This window comes from Pseudomonas sp. IT-347P (assembly GCF_949768005.1).
GTDB lineage: Bacteria > Pseudomonadota > Gammaproteobacteria > Pseudomonadales > Pseudomonadaceae > Aquipseudomonas.
The window spans coordinates 190,036-208,134 of the sequence record NZ_CATKPQ010000044.1 but is presented as its reverse complement, the minus strand read 5'-3'; the positions used below and the strand labels follow the sequence as shown (position 1 = coordinate 208,134).

Here is an 18,099-nt window from a genome sequence, read left to right as displayed (position 1 = left end):
GTTTCTGCCTTTGAAGTCAGATTTAACCGGTGTCTGATGCAGGCTTATTTTTACTGTAACAAAATGCCGTCAAGCCCTGTTCCTGCGGGGTTTCGTGCAGTTTTGTGATCGCTAGCAGACAACCCCCTCACTGTCGAGATATGGCGCCCGCAGCCGTTTGCGTATACTGCGCAGATGTTTTTCCCAACGGCTTTGCGTCCGCGGTACGCCAAATGGCTGATCGCAACCGGACTCTTCCTGATGCTCGGTGGCTGTGTTGATAAACCCAACACACTCGAGCGCGTAAAGGAGGATGGTGTGCTGCGGGTGATTACCCGAAACAGCCCCGCCACCTACTTTCAGGATCGCAGTGGTGAAACCGGCTTCGAATACGAGCTGGTGAAGCGTTTCGCCGACGATTTGGGTGTCGAGCTGAAAATCGAGACCGCCGACAACCTCGACGACCTGTTCAACCAGATCGGCAAACCGAATGGCCCGGTGCTGGCCGCCGCCGGCCTGGTCAGCAGCGAGCAGCGCAAGAAGCAGGTGCGCTTTTCGCACTCCTACCTCGAAGTCACCCCGCAGATCATTTATCGCAACGGTCAGTCGCGGCCGACCGATCCTGGCGATCTGGTCGGCAAGAAGATCATGGTGCTCAAAGGCAGCACCCACGCCGAACAACTGGCGGAGCTGAAAAACAAATTTCCCGGCATCGAATACGAAGAGTCCGACGCGGTTGAAGTGGTCGACCTGCTACGCATGGTCGATGAAGGCCAGATCGATCTGACCCTGGTCGACTCCAATGAAGTGGCGATGAACCAGGTGTACTTCACCAATATTCGCGTGGCTTTCGACCTCGGTGATGCGCGCAGCCAGAGTTGGGCGGTTGGCCCGGGCGAAGACAACAGCCTGCTCAACGAGATCAATGCCTATCTGGACAAGGTGCAGAAGAACGGCACCCTGCAACGCCTGAAGGACCGTTACTACGGCCACGTCGATGTCCTCGGCTACATGGGCGCCACGACCTTCGCCCAGCACCTGCAGCAGCGCCTGCCGAAATACGAGCAGCACTTCAAGAATTACGCGAAGAAAGAGAAAGTCGACTGGCGCCTGCTGGCGGCCATTGGTTATCAGGAGTCGCTGTGGCAACCGGCGGTCACTTCAAAGACCGGTGTGCGCGGGCTGATGATGCTGACCCAGAACACGGCGCAGGCGATGGGTGTGTCCAATCGCCTCGATCCCAAGCAGAGCATCATGGGCGGTGCCAAGTACCTGGCTTATATGAAGGATCAGCTCGACGATTCGATCAAGGAACCGGATCGCACCTGGTTCGCCCTGGCGGCGTACAACGTCGGCAGCGGTCACCTGGATGACGCGCGCAAGCTGACGGCCAAGGAAGGACTGAACCCGGACAAATGGCTGGATGTGAAGAAGATTCTGCCGCGCCTGTCGCAAAAGCAGTGGTACAGCAAGACTCGCTATGGCTACGCCCGCGGCGGCGAGCCGGTGCATTTCGTGGCGAACATCCGTCGCTATTACGACATTCTGACCTGGGTGACCCAGCCGCAACTTGAAGGCGATCAAGTGGCTGAAGGCAATCTGCATGTGCCCGGTATCGACAAGTCAAAACCGGCGCAAGAACCTGCCCCGCTCTGACAAACACCCCAATCAAATGTAGGAGTGAGCCTGCTCGCGATAGCGGTGTGTCAGTCAATTATTTTTGTCTGACACACCGCTATCGCGAGCAGGCTCACTCCTACAAGGGTTCTGTGTTGAGGCTTAGTGCTTGGCGGCAGCCAGGATCAGCGCCTTCATTTCCGATACGGCAGACTTGAAGCCGACGAACAACGCATGCGCTACCAGCGCGTGGCCAATGTTCAGTTCATTGATGCCCTTGATCGCCGCTACGGCTTCAACGTTGTGGTAATGCAAGCCGTGGCCCGCGTTAACGATCAGGCCTTGGGCCAGACCAAACGCCACGCCGTCCGCCACGCGCTTGAGTTCTTCGGCCACTTCGGTCGGTGTCTCGGCATCGGCATAACGCCCGGTGTGCAACTCGATAGCCGGCGCTCCGACACGTTTCGATGCGGCGATCTGACGCTCGTCGGCATCGATAAACAGCGACACTTCACTGCCGATCTTCGATAGACGCTCGACCGCTGCCTTTATGCGCTCTTCCTGTCCCGCCACATCCAGACCGCCTTCAGTGGTCAGCTCCTGACGGGTTTCCGGGACCAGGCAGATGTGCGCCGGGCGGATGCGTTCGGCAAACGCGATCATTTCTTCGGTGACGCCCATTTCGAAGTTCATGCGCGTTTGCAGCACGTCCTTGAGCAGCAGTACGTCGCGCTCCTGAATGTGCCGACGGTCTTCACGCAGGTGCACGGTGATGCCATCGGCGCCCGCCTCTTCCGCGTCCAGCGCCGCCTTGACCGGATCCGGGTAGCGCGTACCACGGGCCTGACGCAGGGTGGCGACGTGGTCGATGTTTACGCCAAGAAGAATGCGATTGCTGGTGGTCACGGATGCGCTCCTGAAGGGAAAGATTCGGCGCACAGCATACACGGGGCTAGGGCTTGCGAAACAGCTCGCGGCTGACGAGGGGACGACCGCCCAAGTGAACAGCCAACGCCTGACGCATCAGACGCTTGGCCGCCGACAGTGCGCCGGGAGCGGTCCAGTCGGCTTCGGCCATGGCCAATAATTCAACGCCGTTGAACAGGCCGGGTTGCAGCAGGAAGACCCGTTCAAGCCCGGCATCGACTTGCAGGCGATAGAGACCGTCGGCGGCGATGGCCTCGCCGTGGATATCGCTGTTCAGGGAAAAGCCGTAACCGAGATCGTCCAGCAATCGCCATTCGAAAGAGCGCAGCAACGGCTCTAACGGTCGACCTTCAGCCAGTGCCAGCAAGGTCGCGGCGTAGTGATCGAATACCCCCGGATGCGGGTCTTCGGCGGGCAACAGGCGAATCAGCAACTCATTGAGGTAGAGACCGCTGAACAGCGCCTCGCCATTAAGCCAGGCCGAGGTGCCCGAACTCTCCATGCGCCCGACATTCTTCAGCTCACCCTTGCCACGAAATTCGACTTCCAGCGCCACGAACGGCCGCGCCAATGTCCCGGCCTTGCCCCGCGCACTGCGCAACACCGCCCGCAGCCGACCTTGCGGCGTGAGGAAATCCACTAACGCACTGGTTTCGCGGTAGGCGCGCGAATGCAGAACGTAGGCGGGTTGGGCGGGGGGCGGGTTTTGCGACATTGAGTTCTCGATGAAGAAACGCAGTTTTACACACAACCCAAAACCACTGTGGGAGCGGGCTTGCTCGCGAATGCGGTGAATCAGTCAAAGTATATGTCGACTGACATTGCGCATTCGCGAGCAAGCCCGCTCCCACAGGGGGTTTTCTGGCGTATCAGAAAACCGGGATTTTTACAGGTCGCCGTAACCCAGCGAACGCAGCGCACGCTCGTCGTCGGACCAGCCGCCCTTCACCTTGACCCACAGGTTGAGCATGATCTTGGAGTCGAACAGCAGCTCCATATCCTTGCGCGCTTCGGTGCCGATGCGTTTGATGCGCTCGCCCTTGTCGCCAATGATGATCTTCTTCTGGCCGTCACGTTCAACGAGGATCAAGGCATGAATGTGCAGGGTCTTGCCCTGCTGCTTGAACTCTTCGATTTCGACGGTGATCTGGTACGGCAGCTCGGCGCCCATCTGGCGCATGATTTTCTCGCGCACCAGTTCGGCGGCGAGGAAACGGCTGCTGCGGTCGGTGATCTGGTCTTCCGGGAAGAAGTGATCGTTCTCCGGCAGATGATCGGCGATGACCTTTTCCAGCGCTTCGAGGTTGTGCCCGTGCTGCGCGGAAATCGGGATGATCTGTGCGTTCGGCAACTGCTCCTGCAACCAGCTCAGGTGCGGCATCAGCTCGGCTTTGTCTTCGATGCGATCGGTCTTGTTCAGCGCGACGATCAACGGGCCGGTGACGTACTGCACGCGCTCGAGGACCATCTGGTCTTCGTCGGTCCACTTGGTGCGGTCGACGACGAAGATCACCACGTCGACGTCTTTCAACGCTGCCGAAGCGGTCTTGTTCATGTAACGGTTCAGCGCCTTTTCGCCACCCTTGTGCATGCCGGGAGTGTCGACGTAGATCGCTTGTACGTCACCTTCGGTTTTGATCCCGAGCATGTTGTGGCGAGTGGTCTGCGGCTTGCGCGAAGTGATCGCGAGCTTCTGGCCCAGAATGTGGTTCAGCAGCGTCGACTTACCGACGTTGGGACGGCCGACGATGGCAACATAGCCACAGCGAGTTGCGTTTGTATCAGTCATTGCCATTCTCCACGCCCAGGGCAATCAGTGCTGCGGCGGCCGCTACCTGTTCGGCAATACGACGGCTCACACCCTGACCCCGGCTTTTTTCATTCAGTAAGACCACTTCGCACTCGACGAAGAAGGTTCGGCAGTGCGGCTCGCCCTGGATATCCACCACTTCGTAACGTGGCAGTTCGCAACCGCGCGATTGCAGGTGTTCCTGCAGACGGGTCTTCGGATCCTTGTTGGTGTCGACCAGCGTCAGGCCTTCGAACTCGCCGGCCAGCCAGGCCAGCACGCGCTCGCGCGCCATGTCCATGCCGGCATCGAGATAGATCGCACCGATCAAGGCTTCGAGGGCATCGGCCAGAATCGATTCGCGACGGAAGCCACCACTTTTCAACTCGCCGGAACCCAGTCGCAGGTAATCGCCAAGGTCGAAACCGCGAGCCAGTACGGCCAGCGTCTCACCTTTTACCAGGCGTGCGCGCAAACGCGACAACTGGCCTTCACGGGCCAGAGGGAAGCGATCGAACAACGCCTCGCCGGCAACGAAGTTGAGGATGGCATCACCGAGGAATTCCAGGCGCTCGTTGTTGCGTCCGGCAAAACTGCGGTGCGTAAGGGCCAGCAGCATCAGCTCCTGATCCTTGAAGGTGTAACCGAGCTGGCGCTCGAGACGGCTTAGAGAAACGCTCACGGTTTACCCACGCTGAGTTCGTGGCTGGATTCCACTGCCATCGCCGGGATGCGGCGCAGGCCTGGGACAATTAACGCTGTGTTCAAAAATTAAATCCTGGCGATTGCGAAGCCGATTGTGCCGGCTCCAGAAATGCATTCGGCGCTGTGGTCAACAGCGCCGTGTGTGATTACTTGATCAGGCCAACCCGCGAGAAATTCGGCAGGTGACTGAGTTTCGGCTCCGGCCAGCTCATCCAGACCGCGAAGGCCTTGCCGACGATATTCTGGTCGGGAACCATGCCCAGCAGATCCTTGGGAATGTTCGGATCATCCCAGTAACGACTGTCGTTCGAGTTGTCACGGTTGTCGCCCATCATGAAGTAATGCCCGGCGGGCACTGTCCACGAGCGGTCCGGGGTGGCGCGGTAGCGGCTCATTTCCTTGCGGATCAGATGCTCGGCGGCGCCCAGCTTCTCTTTGTACAGCTCGGCGCTGCCCAGCGTGCCCGGCTCGGCGCCGGCCATCTGCTCGGCAATCGATTCGCCATTCACAAACAGACGCTTGTCGGCGGTGTAACGCACCGTGTCGCCCGGCAGGCCGACTACACGTTTGATGTAGTTGACGTTCGGATCACTCGGGTAGCGAAACACCATCACATCGCCACGTTGCGGGTCACCGACTTCGATGATTTTCTTGTCGATCACCGGCAGGCGGATCCCGTAAGAAAACTTGCTCACCAGAATGAAGTCGCCGACGTCCAGGGTCGGTTTCATCGAGCCCGACGGAATCTGGAACGGTTCCACGAGGAACGAGCGCAGCACCAGGACAATGAACAACACCGGGAAGAACGATTTGCCGTACTCAACCAGCAGCGGCTCTTTGTTCAGTTTCTCGACCACCACGACATCGGGCTGGCTGACACTGCCTTGATAAGAGGCAATGGCCGCCCGGCGACGCGGCGCCAGGATCAACAGATCAAGCAACGCCAACAGGCCGCAGACGAACACGGCGATGACCAGCAACAGCGGGAAATTTAGTGACATAGGACCTGACTATTCCAACCTGAGCACGGCAAGGAAGGCTTCTTGTGGAATTTCCACGTTGCCGACCTGCTTCATGCGTTTCTTACCGGCCTTTTGCTTCTCAAGCAGTTTCTTCTTACGGCTGACGTCACCGCCGTAGCATTTGGCCAATACGTTCTTTCTGAGCGCCTTGACGGTTGTCCGGGCAACGATCTGACCACCGATGGCAGCCTGAATCGCCACGTCGAACATCTGACGAGGAATCAGTTCTTTCATCTTCTCGGTCAACTGGCGACCTTTGAAGTGCGAATTGTCACGGTGCACGATCAACGCCAGGGCATCGACCTTGTCGCCGTTGATCAGCACGTCCAGTTTCACCAGATTAGCCGATTGGTAACGATCGAAATGGTAATCCAGCGAAGCATAGCCGCGGCTGGTGGATTTGAGACGGTCGAAGAAATCCAGCACCACTTCGTTCATCGGCAGGTCGTAAGTGACCTGCACCTGATTGCCGAGGAACAGCATGTCGACCTGCACGCCGCGCTTCTCGATGCACAGGGTGATCACGTTGCCCAGATGCTCTTGCGGCACGAGGATGTTGGCGCGCACGATCGGCTCGCGCATGTCCTCGATGGCCGAGACATCTGGCAGCTTGGACGGGTTGTCGACGTAAATCGTTTCACCGGTTTTCAGCACCAGCTCAAAGATTACTGTCGGCGCGGTGGTGATCAGGTCCAGGTCGTACTCGCGCTCGAGGCGCTCCTGGATGATTTCCATGTGCAGCATGCCGAGGAAGCCGCAACGGAAGCCGAAGCCCAGTGCGTCGGAGCTTTCCGGGGTGTATTGCAGCGACGAGTCGTTCAGGGTGAGCTTCTGCAGTGCTTCGCGGAAATCCTCGAAGTCGTCGGAGCTGACCGGGAACAGACCGGCGTAAACCTGTGGCTGGATGCGTTTGAAGCCGGGCAGTACCGGAACATCCGGGGTCGAGCTCAGGGTCAGGGTGTCACCGACCGGCGCACCGTGAATATCCTTGATGCTGGCGATGATGAAGCCCACTTCGCCGGCCTTGAGATCAACGGTGGCGGTGTGTTTCGGGTTGAACACACCGACGCTGTCGACCAGGTGCACCTTGCCGGTGGACTTGACCAGAATCTTGTCGCCCTTCTTCACCCGGCCATGGCGGACACGTACCAGGGAGACAACGCCCAGGTAGTTGTCGAACCAGGAGTCGATGATCAACGCTTGCAGCGGATCTTCGATGTTGCCGGTCGGTGCAGGAATGGTGTGCACCAGACGTTCGAGCACTTCGTCGACACCCAGGCCGGTCTTGGCGCTGCAGGTGACGGCGTCAGTGGCGTCGATACCGATGATCTTCTCGATCTCGTCCTTGACGCGATCCGGCTCGGCCTGTGGCAGATCGATCTTGTTCAACACCGGCATGACTTCGAGGCCTTGCTCGATCGCGGTGTAGCAGTTGGCCACGGACTGGGCTTCAACGCCCTGACCTGCGTCGACCACCAGCAAGGCACCTTCACACGCAGCCAGGGAACGGCTGACTTCGTAGGTGAAGTCGACGTGGCCCGGGGTGTCGATGAAGTTCAGCTGGTAGGTAACGCCATCTTTGGCTTTGTAATAGAGCGTGACGCTGTGGGCCTTGATGGTGATCCCGCGTTCACGCTCCAGATCCATGGAATCCAGTACCTGGGCTTCCATTTCACGCTCGGCCAGGCCGCCGCACATCTGGATGAAACGGTCAGCCAGCGTCGACTTGCCATGGTCAATGTGGGCGATGATGGAGAAATTGCGGATATGACTCAAATCACTCACGGATCAACACTCAAAAAGGCTGCAGGCATGGCCCGCCGAAAAATAGCCGGGAATTGTACCTGATACACGGCGCAAGCGTCACGTTCACCTGTCACCCGGATTGCATGCAAAAACGCCCCGATCTGTTGACCGAGGCGTTTTCGAGTTTAGAGCGCGAGTAAAAATGCGCGCATCAACCAGCTCTTCGCAGCAGCCAGACACCCGCCAGCGCACAGACCCCGGCCGGCACCAGCACCGCAAACAGCGGCGAGAAACCGAACACCAGGCTCGACGGGCCGAGCAGATCCTGGACGATACGGAAGGTGAAGCCCACCAGCACGCCGGTAAACACCCGCTGTCCGAGGGTCACCGAGCGCAACGGGCCGAAGATGAAGGAGATCGCCATCAGCACCAGTGCGGCGGTCACCAACGGTTGCAACACCTTGACCCAAAATGCCAGCCAGTAACGGCCGTTGCTCAGGCCTTGCTCGGACAGATAGTGGATGTAACCCCACAGACCACTGATCGACAGCGATTCCGGGGCCATGACCACAGTGCTCAGCAATTGCGGGCTCAACGCCACGTCCCATTGCTCGCTCGGGGTATTGACGACTTCGGTACTGCGCTCATGGAACAGCGTGGTAGCAACGTCGCTGAGCTGCCACTTATTGCCGTCGAATTCGGCTTTCTTGGCGAAGCTCGAACTCAGCAGGTGGCGCTCCTTGTCGAAGTGATAGCGAGTCACGCCGTACAGCAGGCCGTTGGGTTGCACCGCGTTGATGTGAATGAACTCATCACCCTGACGGTGCCACATACCGTGCTTGGCGCTTTGCGCGTCGCCACTGCCTTGCGCCAGCGAGCGATTGGCCTGCGCCATGCTTTCGGTTGCCGGTGCAACGTACTCGCCGATCAGCACGCCGGCCAGCATCAGTACCAGCATCGGCTTCATGACCGCCCAGACGATACGGCCGATGGACACGCCCGCGGCGCGCATGACTGTCAGCTCACTGCTGCTGGCCAGACTGCCGAGGCCGATCAGGCAGCCGATCAATGCGGCCATCGGCAGCATTTCGTAGAGACGGCGTGGCGCGGTGAGCAACACGAAGCTCAGCACATCCACGAGGGTGTAAGTGTCGCTGACGTCGCCCATCTCATCGATGAACGCGAACAGCGTTGCCAGGCCGAGAATGATCGCCAGCACGGCGATGATCGCCATGAACACGCTGCTGCCGATGTAGCGGTCGAGTTTAACCACGGGCCACCTCCATCGCTGCAGCACGGCGGCTGGCCATCTTCAGGCGCAGTGGCTCCCAATAGAGCAGGCCGAGACCGATGAGCAGGAAGATCGCGTGCACCCACCACAGGCCGAGGGCCGGCGGGATCTTGCCTTTTTCAAGGGCGCCGCGGGCGGCAATCAGGATGGTCAGGTAAGCCATATAAAGGAGAATCGCCGGCAGCAGCTTGAGGAAACGCCCTTGACGCGGATTGACTCGCGACAGCGGCACCGCCATCAGGGTCACGATAAACACCAGCAGCGGAAGGGACAAACGCCATTGCAGTTCGGTTTTTGAGCGGATGTCATCGCTGCCCAGCAGCGACGAGGTCGGCATGGCGTCACGGTCGGTGACTTCTTCACTGACGTCCGGCTTGGGCAACAGCACGCCGTAGGTTTCGTAGTGAATGGCGCGGTAATCCGCCTGCCCCGGGCTGCCGTCATAACGGTAGCCGTTGTCGAGAATCAGGTAACGATTGCCGTCGGGGCGCATTTCCTGACGGCCCGATTCGGCCACCAGCACGGAAATCCCGCGATCCTTTTGATCGGCACCGAGGTTTTTCTGCGAAATGAACACGCTACCGAGGTTGACTCGATCGTCGCTCAGGGTCTCGGTGTAGGTGACCCGAGTGCCGTCACGCAAGGCCTGGAAGCGACCCGGCTCGAGCGTATCGAACTCGGTCAGAGCGTCCTGCTTGTTCAGCAGCAACTGGAATTGATTGGCGCCTTGCGGGGCCAGACCCAGGCTCAGCCATGCAACCACCAGAGCAACCAGGGTCGCCGGAAACAGGGTCATGCGAAACAGTTTCTGCTGGCTCATGCCGGTGGCCGACAGCACCGTCATCTCACTTTCGAGGTACAGCCGACCGTAAGCCAGCAAGATCCCGAGAAACAGGCCCAGCGGCAGAATCAGCTGCAGGAAACCCGGCAGGCGATAGCCCATGATCAGGAACAGCGAGCCCGGATCGAGCTGGCCGGCAGCGGCCTGAGCGAGGTATTTGATGAAACGACCGCTCATGATGATGACCAGCAGCACGGCACTCACGGCGCTGAGGGTCAACAGGACTTCGCGGGACAGATAACGGAAGACGATCAAACCAGACACTCCAGGGTTGTCAGGCTAAGGCGGCCAAACAAGCAAACACATCGACCGGCCCGCAACGCAGAGCCGTCGAAAAAAGATGCGGCATTATCCTGTGATTGAGGGCGCCTGTCACTGCGCACACTCATCCATGTCTGTAATCCTTTGCAGATCATACAACCTAGGGGGCGTTCTCAATTAGTTTTCACACCGCGCCGGGTCTGCTGTTGTGCAGGGCAAGGCGCGAGAAGCGTGGTTTGGTCATTCCAAATAAGCTTCGAGCAACGCAGCCCTGCACAACAGCAGGCCCGGCCCTTCGGGTTGTGCCTTAAAGCCGGCCAGTCTGCGTTGCAGGCCTTGGAAAGGGAACAACCATTCCCAGCGGCCTGCGCCTTGCCTGGCTGGCTTTAAGGCGACAACGCGGTGTGAAAACTAATTGAGAACGCCCCCCAGGGTTGTCAGGCGCGGGGAGCGAGGTTCAAACTGCTGCCCTTGTCGCAGGCTTTGGCCTGCGCCTCTTCTACTATAAGCAGGCGACTGCGGACACCGTCGAACGCCTGCGTGTTGACCATTCATTCAGGGATCCGGACATGGAACTGGTTGTAAAAAGCGTTAGCCCAGAAACGTTGAAAACCGCCACCCTGGTGGTTGCCGTCGGCGAAGGCCGCAAACTCGGCGCCGCCGCCAGACAGGTCGACGAGCTGAGCGGTGGCGCGATCAGCGCCGTCCTCAAGCGTGGCGATCTGGCCGGCAAGGTCGGCCAGAGCCTGTTGCTGCACAGCCTGCCGAACCTCAAAGCCGAGCGCGTGCTGCTGATCGGTGTGGGCAAGGACGAAGAACTGGGCGACCGTCCGTTCCGCAAAATCGTGGCCGGCATCCTTAATACACTCAAAGGCCTGGGCGGCAGCGATGCCGTGCTGGCGCTGGATGAAATTATTGTCAAAAACCGCGACAGCTATGGCAAAACCCGTCTGCTGGCGGAAACCCTGGTCGATGGCGAATACACCTTCGACCAGTTCAAGAGCCAGAAAGCCGAACCCCGTGCCCTGAAGAAAATCACCCTGGTGACCATCAAGGCTGCGCAGGCCGAAGTGCAACGCGCCGTGAATCACGCCACTGCGATCGCTAACGGCATGGCATTCACCCGCGATCTGGGCAACCTGCCGCCGAACATCTGCCACCCGACCTTCCTCGGTGAACAAGCGAAGAGCCTCGGCAAAGAATTCAAGGATCTGAAAGTCGAAGTGCTCGACGAGAAGAAGATCAAGTCTCTGGGCATGGGCTCGTTCTACGCCGTAGGTCAGGGCAGCGCCCAGCCGCCACGCCTGATCGTCATGCAATACAACGGCGGCAAGAAATCCGAGAAGCCGTACGCACTGGTCGGCAAGGGCATCACCTTCGACACCGGCGGCATCAGCCTGAAGCCGGGCGCCGGCATGGACGAAATGAAGTACGACATGGGCGGCGCCGCCTCCGTGTTCGGTACCCTGCGTGCCGTGCTCGAGCTGAAACTGCCGATCAACCTGGTGTGCATCCTCGCTTGCGCGGAAAACATGCCGAGCGGCAACGCTTCGCGTCCGGGCGACATCGTCACCACCATGAGCGGCCAGACCGTGGAAATCCTCAACACCGACGCCGAAGGCCGTCTGGTGCTGTGCGATGCGCTGACCTACTCCGAGCGCTTCAAGCCGCAAGCGGTGATCGACATCGCCACCCTGACCGGCGCTTGCGTCGTCGCCCTGGGTGCGCACACCTCGGGCCTGCTGGGCAACAACGACGAGCTGATCGAGCAATTGCTCAGTGCCGGCAAAGCCGCTGACGATCGCGCCTGGCAACTGCCACTGTTCGACGAGTACCAGGAGCAACTGGACAGCCCGTTCGCCGACATCGCCAACATCGGCGGGCCGAAAGCCGGCACCATCACCGCTGCGTGCTTCCTGTCGCGCTTCACCAAGAACCTCAACTGGGCGCATCTGGACATCGCGGGCACCGCGTGGACCAGCGGCGGCAAGGACAAGGGCGCCACTGGCCGTCCGGTGCCGCTGCTGACCCAGTACCTGCTGGATCGCGCCAAAGCCTGAACCCGCTGACAAGCGGCGTCACTTTCGGGTGACGCTGCTTGCTGCTCTGGAACCGCAATGACCAAAGTCGACTTCTATATCCTGCCCAGCGCCGATCCTTCGGCTCGCCTGGACTTTGCCTGCAAGCTCACCGAGAAAGCCTGGCGCATGGGGCACCGCATCTACCTGCATTGCAGCGACACGGCTCAGCGCGACGATCTCGATGCGCGCCTGTGGGCATTCAAGGGCGAAAGCTTCGTGCCGCATGGCCCGGCCGACAGCGAGCCGGACGGCTCGATTGTTTTGGGCTTGGGCGATGACTGCGGTCAGCATCAGGATTTGCTGGTCAACCTCGACCTGAAAGTCCCGGCCTTCGCCAGCAAATTCGCCCGGGTGGCGGAAGTAGTGGTCGAAGATCCGACAATTCGAGCCGCCGCGCGCGAGAGTTTCCGTTTCTACCGCGAACAGGGCTATCCTCTGCAAGATCACCGTTTACAGCGACTCTGAGCACTCCAATGGACACTCCGAAACCGCAACAAAAGTCCGCCCATCTGTTGGAGGATCTTGAATCGATCCGCCAGTTGCTCGGCGATGACAACCTGCAACCGCCGCTGCTGACCGACACGGTCGACGACGGCGAACAGGAACAGATTCCGATGCTGTTCGATTCGGTCGGCAACGAGGCGCCTGCCATCGAAAGGCCTGCCGCGCCCGCCCCGACACCCACCGCGCAACCTGCGGCACCCGTGAACAAAGGCCCGGACGCCCTGCTCCACCTCGACAGCGAACTGCGTGCCGCTGCGCAATTGATCATGCAAGACGTGATCGACGATTTCGCGCCGCACATCGAAACCGAAATCAAACGCCGCCTCGACGCGCGAATGGAACGGCTCCTCAGCCAGTACGAATAACCCCCAATTCCCTGTGGGAGCCAGCCTGCTGGCGATAGCAGCACCTCGGTTTTCCTGAAAAACCGCAGTGCCAGCATCGCGAGCAGGCTCACTCCTACATTTAGATCCCCTCCGGGCCCGCCCCGCTCGCCCTCGGCCCCATGCCCCGCTATACTTCCCGGCTTTTCCTGAATAAATGCCAATAGGGTCCCGCCGCGCATGGATAAGACCTACCAGCCGCACGCCATTGAAACTTCCTGGTACAACACCTGGGAGTCCGAGAACTATTTCGCACCGCAAGGCGCGGGCGATTCCTACACCATCATGATTCCGCCGCCGAACGTCACCGGCAGCCTGCACATGGGTCACGGTTTCAACAACGCGATCATGGACGCCCTGATCCGCTTCCGCCGCATGCAGGGTCGCAACACCTTGTGGCAGCCGGGCACCGACCACGCCGGTATCGCCACGCAGATGCTGGTGGAGCGTCAACTGGAGGCCACCGGTCAGAACCGTCATGACCTGGGCCGCGAGAAATTCCTCGAGAAAGTCTGGGAATGGAAGGATCAGTCCGGCGGCAACATCAGCCGGCAGATCCGCCGCCTCGGTTCGTCCGTGGACTGGAGCCGCGAGCGCTTCACCATGGACGACGGCCTCTCGGAAGCGGTTAAAGAAGCGTTCGTGCGCCTGCACGAAGACGGTCTGATCTACCGCGGCAAGCGCCTGGTCAACTGGGACACCAAGCTGCACACAGCGATTTCCGACCTCGAAGTGGAAAACCACGACGAGAAAGGCTTCCTGTGGAACCTGAAATATCCGCTGGCCGACGGCGCGAAAACCGCTGACGGCAATGATTTCCTGATCGTCGCGACCACCCGTCCGGAAACCATGCTCGGCGACTCCGCCGTCGCGGTTAACCCGAACGACGAGCGCTACCAGGCCCTGATCGGCAAATTCGTTGAGCTGCCACTGGTTGGCCGCCGCATCCCGATCATCGCCGATGATTACTGCGACCCTGAATTCGGCACCGGCTGCGTGAAAATCACCCCGGCCCACGATTTCAACGACTACGAAGTCGGCAAGCGCCACAACCTGCCGCTGCTGAACATCTTCGACAAGAACGCCAACGTGCTGCCAGCAGCCCAGGTGTTCAACCTCGACGGCACGCTGAACGACAGCATCGACGGCAAGATCCCGGCCGAGTACGCCGGTCTTGACCGTTTCGAAGCGCGCAAGCAGATCGTGGCTGCGTTCGATGCCGCCGGCCTGTTGGTCAGCGTCAACGATCACGCGCTGAAAGTGCCGAAAGGCGACCGCTCCGGCACCATCATCGAGCCGTGGCTGACCGACCAGTGGTACGTGTCGACCAAGCCTTTGGCCGAGCCTGCGATTGCTGCGGTTGAAGACGGCCGCATCCAGTTCGTGCCGAAGCAGTACGAAAACATGTACTTCTCGTGGATGCGCGACATCCAGGACTGGTGCATCAGCCGTCAGCTGTGGTGGGGCCACCGGATTCCGGCCTGGTACGACGAGTCGGGCAAGGTCTACGTCGGTCGCGACGAAGCCGAAGTGCGTGCCAAGCACAACCTCGGCCCGGACGTGGCGCTGCAACAGGACAACGACGTCCTCGACACCTGGTTCAGCTCCGGCCTGTGGACCTTCTCCACACTCGGCTGGCCTGAGCAGACCGAGTTCCTGAAGAAATTCCACTCTACCGACGTACTGGTGACGGGCTTCGACATCATTTTCTTCTGGGTTGCCCGGATGATCATGCTGACCATGCACCTGATCAAGAACGAAGACGGCACCCCGCAGGTTCCGTTCAAGACCGTGTACGTGCATGGCCTGGTACGTGATGGCCAAGGCCAGAAGATGTCCAAGTCCAAGGGCAACGTCCTCGACCCGCTGGACATCATCGACGGTATCGAGCTAGAAGAACTGGTGCAGAAACGCACCTCCGGCCTGATGCAGCCGAAACTGGCGAAGAAGATCGAAAAGCAGACCCGCGACGAGTTCGCCGACGGCATCGCCAGCTACGGCACCGACGCCCTGCGTTTCACCTTCTGCTCGCTGGCCTCGACCGGTCGCGACATCAAGTTCGACATGGGCCGCGTCGAAGGCTATCGCAACTTCTGCAACAAGATCTGGAACGCCGCGCGTTACGTTCTGGACAAGGGCGAAGACTGCGGTCAGAACGGCGAAGCCTACGAGCTGTCGCTGGCCGATCGCTGGATCATCTCGCAGCTGCAACGCACCGAAGCCGAAGTGACCCGTCAACTCGATCAGTTCCGGTTCGACCTCGCCGCGCAAGCGCTGTACGAGTTCATCTGGAATCAGTACTGCGACTGGTACCTGGAACTGTCCAAGCCTGTGCTGTGGGACGAGAACGCTCCGGTCGAGCGTCAACGCGGCACTCGCCGTACGCTGGTTCGCGTTCTGGAAGTGGCGCTGCGCCTGTCGCACCCGTTCATGCCGTTCATCACTGAAGAAATCTGGCAGCGCATCGCGCCGCTGGCCGGCATTCAGGGCAAGACGATCATGCTGCAAGCGTGGCCGGTGGCCAACGAAGAGCGCATCGATCCGGCGGCCGAAGACGACATCGAATGGCTCAAGGAACTGATGCTCGGCACGCGTAACATTCGCGGCGAAATGAACATCGGCCCGGGCAAACCACTGCCGATCTACCTGAAGAACGTCAGCGCTGAAGACCAGCGCCGTCTGACCGAGAACGAAGCGCTGCTGAAGAAGCTGGCGCGTCTGGAATCGATCACCGTTCTGAAAGCTGGCGAAGAAGCGCCGCTGTCCGCTACCGCGCTGGTGGGCGAGATGGAAGTGCTGGTGCCGATGGCCGGTCTGATCGACAAGGGCGCTGAACTGGCGCGCCTGGACAAGGAAATCCTGCGCTTGCAGGGCGAAGTCCAGCGCGTCGGCGGCAAGCTGTCCAACGCCGGTTTCGTTGACAAGGCTCCGGCCGAAGTCATCGAGAAGGAACGCGCCAAACTGGCCGAGGCTGAACAGGCCTTGGGCAAACTGGCCGAGCAGCACGCGCGGATTGCCAGCCTGTAACGGCAAATCGCAAATGAAAAAGGGAGGCCCAGGTGGCCTCCCTTTTTTATTCCTGCAATAAACACGAATCCCTTGTAGGCCTTCGCCTGCTCGCGATGACGGAGTGTCAGTCGAGAAATATTCTGGCTGATCCACCGCTATCGCGAGCAGGCGAAGGCCTACAATTGGTCGGTGTTGCCTTGAGATGTGGGACAATACCCGCCACTTTCAGCCATACCCGAATCGACCACGCCCATGAACGCCCCCCGCACACCCAAACCTGCGCGCAAGAAGCCTGACACCGCGACCCCGGCCAAGACCGCCGAGCCGCGTGAAAAGGCCAGCCTGCACCCGCGCAATCGCCATCAGGGTCGCTATGACTTCCCGGCGCTGATCAAGACCACGCCGGAACTGGCGAAGTTTGTGATCACCAACCCGTACGGCAAGGAAAGCATCGACTTCGCCAGCCCCGATGCAGTGCGCGTGTTCAACCGGGCGCTGCTCAAGGCTTTCTATGGCATCCAGCATTGGGACATCCCGGCGGATTACCTCTGTCCACCCGTGCCGGGGCGTGCCGATTACGTGCATTTCCTCGCGGATCTGCTGGCCAGCATGAACGACGGCAAAGTGCCGCGCGGCGCGATCGTCAACGTGCTGGACATCGGCATGGGCGCCAACTGCGTGTATCCGCTGATCGGCAACAGCGAATACCGCTGGCATTTCCTCGGTTCCGAGATCGATCCGACGGCCGTGGCCGCTGCCAGAGCGATCGTGCAATCCAACGATCTGAGCAAGGTGATCCAGCTGCGCCAGCAGGAAAACCGCAAGCACATCCTGATCGGCTTGCTGGAACCGGGCGAGCGCTTCGACCTGACCATGTGCAACCCGCCGTTCCACGCATCGATGGAAGAAGCCACCAAAGGCAGCGAGCGCAAATGGCGTGCACTGGGCAAGGCCGACCCGAAACGCAAACTGCCGGTGCTGAACTTCGGTGGCCAGTCGGCCGAGTTGTGGTGTGAAGGTGGCGAAGCGCGCTTCGTGACGCAATTGATCGCCGAAAGTGCGAACTTCCAGCACAAGGTGCTGTGGTTCAGCACGCTGGTGTCGAAGGCCTCGAACCTGCCGGCCATCGAAACCGCGCTGAAGAAAGCCGGCGTGCTGGAAAGTCAGGTCGTGGAGATGTCGCAGGGGCAGAAGCAGAGCCGTTTCGTGGCGTGGACCTTCCAGACCAAGTCCGAGCAGCAGATCTGGCGTCGCGAGCGCTGGGTTCGCTAAACAACGCTATTTCTGAAGAAATGCAAAACTAAATGTGGGAGCGGGCTTGCTCGCGAAGGCAGTGTGTCAGTCAACGCTAATCTCGACTGGTAGACCGCTTTCGACAGCAAGCCCGCTCCCACATTTGATTTGTGCCACCTGTAAAAAGCGGGCACAAAAAAACCGTGCCCAGATCACTCCGGTGCACGGTTTTTTATCGCTGCGTCTTACTTGTTCACAGCGTCGGTCAGGCCTTTGGCCACAACCAGCTTGATCACTTTCTTGGCAGGGATTTCGATGGCAGCGCCAGTCGAAGGGTTACGGCCAGTGCGGGCAGGACGCTCGGTCACTTTCAGCTTGCCGATACCTGGCAAGGTGATTTCGCCGCCGTTTTCCAGCTGATCGGCAACGATTTGGCCCAGTTGGTCCAGAGCGTTACGCGCGGTGGTTTTCGGCGCGTCGATAGCTTCAGCGATGTCGGCGATCAGTTGGTCTTTAGTAAGAGCCATGTAGTGTTCCTTCCCTATCAAATTCATATGGATTGCAGAGTGCAGTGTCAGCCATCGAGCCCGATCTTCTGGATCTGGCACCCTCGGCGATAACCACGACGAGTCGGGTTATAGATGCCGAAATCAGGGTTTGGTTCGACCTGACAAATGCTGATTGCACGCTTAACGCAGTGACTTCGCGTAA

Annotated in this window: 15 protein-coding genes; 6 read left to right on the top strand and 9 right to left on the bottom strand. The window is 59.8% G+C overall.

Going from position 1 to position 18,099, the window contains the following annotated elements; genetic code table 11:
• The first annotated feature begins 174 nt into the window (after positions 1–174).
• On the top strand, positions 175–1,635 hold the full coding sequence (gene mltF / locus ACM6IV_RS17230; RefSeq protein ID WP_414870913.1) for a membrane-bound lytic murein transglycosylase MltF: 1,461 nt from the start codon (positions 175–177) through the stop codon (positions 1,633–1,635).
• Between the two features lie 123 nt (positions 1,636–1,758).
• Here mltF and pdxJ read toward each other — a convergent pair whose 3' ends face one another.
• The 8 genes from pdxJ to lptF form a co-directional block, all read right to left on the bottom strand.
• Complete coding sequence (gene pdxJ / locus ACM6IV_RS17225; protein WP_414870912.1) at positions 1,759–2,502, bottom strand: pyridoxine 5'-phosphate synthase; 744 nt, start codon at positions 2,500–2,502, stop codon at positions 1,759–1,761.
• A gap of 46 nt (positions 2,503–2,548) precedes the next feature.
• Positions 2,549–3,238 (bottom strand): DNA repair protein RecO, encoded by a 690-nt coding sequence (recO, locus tag ACM6IV_RS17220; RefSeq protein WP_414870911.1) that lies wholly within the window; start codon positions 3,236–3,238, stop codon positions 2,549–2,551.
• A 171-nt stretch (positions 3,239–3,409) separates the two neighbouring features.
• Positions 3,410–4,312 (bottom strand): GTPase Era, encoded by a 903-nt coding sequence (gene era / locus ACM6IV_RS17215; protein ID WP_016771562.1) that lies wholly within the window; start codon positions 4,310–4,312, stop codon positions 3,410–3,412.
• Positions 4,305–4,994, bottom strand: a complete 690-nt coding sequence (gene rnc, locus ACM6IV_RS17210; RefSeq protein ID WP_093436904.1) for a ribonuclease III — start codon at positions 4,992–4,994, stop codon at positions 4,305–4,307. Before rnc ends, era begins: the two co-directional genes overlap by 8 nt.
• Positions 4,995–5,163: 169 nt before the next feature.
• On the bottom strand, positions 5,164–6,018 hold the full coding sequence (gene lepB, locus ACM6IV_RS17205; RefSeq protein ID WP_414870910.1) for a signal peptidase I: 855 nt from the start codon (positions 6,016–6,018) through the stop codon (positions 5,164–5,166).
• A 9-nt stretch (positions 6,019–6,027) separates the two neighbouring features.
• Positions 6,028–7,824 carry a translation elongation factor 4 gene (gene lepA / locus ACM6IV_RS17200; protein WP_414870909.1) on the bottom strand — a complete coding sequence of 599 codons (1,797 nt, stop codon included), beginning with the start codon at positions 7,822–7,824 and terminating at the stop codon, positions 6,028–6,030.
• A 172-nt stretch (positions 7,825–7,996) separates the two neighbouring features.
• Positions 7,997–9,058 carry an LPS export ABC transporter permease LptG gene (gene lptG / locus ACM6IV_RS17195; RefSeq protein WP_414870908.1) on the bottom strand — a complete coding sequence of 354 codons (1,062 nt, stop codon included), beginning with the start codon at positions 9,056–9,058 and terminating at the stop codon, positions 7,997–7,999.
• Positions 9,051–10,172 carry an LPS export ABC transporter permease LptF gene (gene lptF / locus ACM6IV_RS17190; RefSeq protein ID WP_414870907.1) on the bottom strand — a complete coding sequence of 374 codons (1,122 nt, stop codon included), beginning with the start codon at positions 10,170–10,172 and terminating at the stop codon, positions 9,051–9,053. Before lptF ends, lptG begins: the two co-directional genes overlap by 8 nt.
• Positions 10,173–10,747: 575 nt before the next feature.
• Here lptF and ACM6IV_RS17185 point away from each other — a divergent pair.
• The 5 genes from ACM6IV_RS17185 to rlmF all read left to right on the top strand — a co-directional run bounded on the left by ACM6IV_RS17185 (position 10,748) and on the right by rlmF (position 17,427).
• Complete coding sequence (locus ACM6IV_RS17185; protein ID WP_414870906.1) at positions 10,748–12,238, top strand: leucyl aminopeptidase; 1,491 nt, start codon at positions 10,748–10,750, stop codon at positions 12,236–12,238.
• A 57-nt stretch (positions 12,239–12,295) separates the two neighbouring features.
• The gene (locus ACM6IV_RS17180) at positions 12,296–12,724 is read left to right on the top strand and encodes a DNA polymerase III subunit chi (RefSeq protein ID WP_414870905.1); all 429 of its coding nucleotides are present in this window, start codon (positions 12,296–12,298) and stop codon (positions 12,722–12,724) included.
• A gap of 8 nt (positions 12,725–12,732) precedes the next feature.
• The gene (locus ACM6IV_RS17175; protein WP_414870904.1) at positions 12,733–13,128 is read left to right on the top strand and encodes a DNA polymerase III subunit chi; all 396 of its coding nucleotides are present in this window, start codon (positions 12,733–12,735) and stop codon (positions 13,126–13,128) included.
• 198 nt (positions 13,129–13,326) lie between these two features.
• On the top strand, positions 13,327–16,173 hold the full coding sequence (locus ACM6IV_RS17170) for a valine--tRNA ligase (protein WP_414870903.1): 2,847 nt from the start codon (positions 13,327–13,329) through the stop codon (positions 16,171–16,173).
• Positions 16,174–16,407: 234 nt separating this feature from the next.
• Positions 16,408–17,427, top strand: coding sequence for a 23S rRNA (adenine(1618)-N(6))-methyltransferase RlmF (gene rlmF / locus ACM6IV_RS17165; RefSeq protein WP_414870902.1), 1,020 nt, complete (start codon positions 16,408–16,410; stop codon positions 17,425–17,427).
• A gap of 206 nt (positions 17,428–17,633) precedes the next feature.
• On the opposite strand, the gene ACM6IV_RS17160 is transcribed toward rlmF, so the two are convergent.
• Entirely contained in the window at positions 17,634–17,915 is a 282-nt protein-coding gene (locus ACM6IV_RS17160) for an HU family DNA-binding protein (protein WP_003221909.1), read from the bottom strand.
• Positions 17,916–18,099: the final 184 nt, after the last annotated feature.